Genomic DNA, 2,143 nt, shown 5'->3' with positions numbered 1-2,143 from the left:
CCTCGCGTCTGGCGGCGGGCGCCGTCCACCCCTGCCCCGGCGAGGTGGACGTGGAGGAGACCGCGGTGACGGCCCTGGTCGCCGCGACGGTGGGCCGCAAGTCCGACCGCCGACGCGTCACCGTGGACACCGACGGGGCCACGGTGTGGGCGGATCCCGGCCTGCTGGAGCGCGTCCTGGGGAACCTGCTGGACAACGCGCTGCGGCACGCCCCGGAGTCCGCGGTCCGGTTGACCGCGCGCACGTTGTGGGATGCCGGCCGCGCCCGCACGCTCATCGCGGTGGCGGACGACGGCGAGGGGATCGCCGCCCCGTCACGGGATGCGGTCCTGCACTCGTTCCACCGGGAAGGCGACACCAATGCCTCCTCCGGGATCGGCCTGGGGCTCTCGGTGGTCCGGGGCTTCGTGGAGGCGATGGGCGGCACCGTGTCGATCGACGAGACCCCGGGCGGCGGCACCACGGTGGAAGTGGACCTGCCCGCCTGCCGCGACACCGAGAGTGAAATCGCCAGCGAGGGTGAGTCCGGATGAGCCCGACCGTGCTCGTGGTGGACGACGACGCCCAGCTCCTGCGCGCCCTGCGCATCAACTTCCGGGCGCGGGGCATGACCGTGGTGACCGCGGAGACGGGGGCCGAGGCGCTGTCCCGCGCGGCCGACTGCGACCCCGACCTGATCATCCTGGACCTGGGACTGCCGGACTTCGACGGGATCCAGGTGCTCCACGGTCTGCAGGGGTGGTCGCGGGCCCCGGTCCTGGTCCTGTCCGCGCGCCCCGACTCCTCCGACAAGGTCCAGGCCCTGGACGCGGGCGCCGACGACTACGTGACCAAGCCGTTCGCCATGGACGAGTTCTTCGCCCGCGTCCGCGCCGCCCTGCGCCGAGCGAGCAGGGCGGACTCGCCGGGCCAGGCGATGGTCGAAACCCCCGGGTTCACCATCGACTTCCGCACCTCCACGGTGACCCGCCACGGCCAGACGCTGCACCTCACCCCCACCGAGTGGGGTGTGCTGGAGATCCTCGCGCGCAACCCCGGCAGGCTGGTCACCCAGCAGGAGATCCTCCGCGCGGTCTGGGGCGAGGGGTACCAGAAGGAGACCCACTACCTGCGCGTCTACATGGCCCAGCTGCGCCGCAAGCTCGAGGACGACTCGGCCGCCCCCCGGCACCTGGTCACCGAGCCCGGGCGCGGGTACCGGTTCGTGCCGTGAGCCCCGGCCCCACCAGCGCCCCACCGCATCTCACCGTTCCTCCGGTCCCTGCGCAGAACGGTCATTACGCTTCCTGACATGAGTCAAGCTGCGTCGCTCCTGCGGGTCGGGATCGCTTATGTCATCGCCATCGGCGCCGGGTTGGCGTGGCTGCTGTGGGGGCCGGGCACCGGCCAGCTGTTGCTCGACGGTCTGATCGCCGATCTCATCGCGACCCTCGTCATCTTTGCTTTCAGCCGCTTCTACGGGAACTCCACGTTCTACGACGCCTATTGGTCGGTCATCCCGCCGCTGCTGGCGTTCTACTGGTGGATCGCGGCCGACGCGGGCGTGAACGACGTCCGCTGGTGGCTCATGATGACCGTCCTGCTGGCCTGGGCGGTGCGCCTGACCCTCAACTGGATCCGCACCTTCCCCGGCATGCACCACGAGGACTGGCGCTACCCGATGGTCCGCGAGCGGGCCGGGCGGTTCGAGTTCGTGGCCGACCTCATGGGCATCCACGTCTTCCCGACCCTGCAGGTCTTCGCCGGGCTCATCCCCGTCTACGTGGTGGCGACCCGCGCCGGTGAGCCGCTCGGCTGGCTCGACTTCGTGGCCTTCGGCGTCGGCCTGGCCGCGCTGGCCCTCGAGACCGTCGCCGACCTCCAGATGCACCGCTTCATCGCCACGCGCACTCCCGGGCAGGTCATGGACACCGGCGTGTGGTCGTGGTCCCGGCACCCCAACTACTTCGGCGAGTGCGGCATCTGGTTCTCCATGGGCCTGTTCGGGCTCGCGGCCTGGCCCGGCGCATGGTGGGTCTTGGTGGGCACCGCTGCCATGGTGACGATGTTCCTGGCCGTGAGCATCCCGATGATGGAGCAGCGGAGCCTCGAGCGGCGGCCCGAGTACACGCGCGTGGTGGAGCGGGTGTCGCTGTTCATCCCC

Annotated in this window: 3 protein-coding genes; all 3 read left to right on the top strand. The window is 71.1% G+C overall.

Translation table 11 applies throughout. From position 1 onward, the window contains the following. Nucleotides 1–533: sensor histidine kinase KdpD (locus IY392_RS17265; protein ID WP_255542130.1), on the top strand; the 533-nt coding region annotated here is incomplete at its 5' end. Beyond that, the gene (locus IY392_RS17260) at nt 530–1,213 is read left to right on the top strand and encodes a response regulator (RefSeq protein ID WP_194861903.1); all 684 of its coding nucleotides are present in this window, start codon (nt 530–532) and stop codon (nt 1,211–1,213) included. The genes IY392_RS17265 and IY392_RS17260, both read left to right, overlap by 4 nt. 78 nt (nt 1,214–1,291) lie before the next feature. Next, nucleotides 1,292–2,143: DUF1295 domain-containing protein (locus tag IY392_RS17255; RefSeq protein ID WP_194861902.1), on the top strand; the 852-nt coding region annotated here is incomplete at its 3' end.

Origin of the sequence: Dietzia sp. SYD-A1, from assembly GCF_015356725.1 — a bacterium.
Classification (GTDB): domain Bacteria; phylum Actinomycetota; class Actinomycetes; order Mycobacteriales; family Mycobacteriaceae; genus Dietzia.
Note: the sequence above shows the minus strand (reverse complement) of the source record. Positions and strands in the feature narration are given on the sequence as shown.

Bases quoted from the DNA above. Each gene is read 5' to 3' on its own strand.
- IY392_RS17260 (WP_194861903.1), top strand. From the start codon at position 530: ATGAGCCCGACCGTGCTCGTGGTGGACGACGACGCCCAGCTCCTGCGC.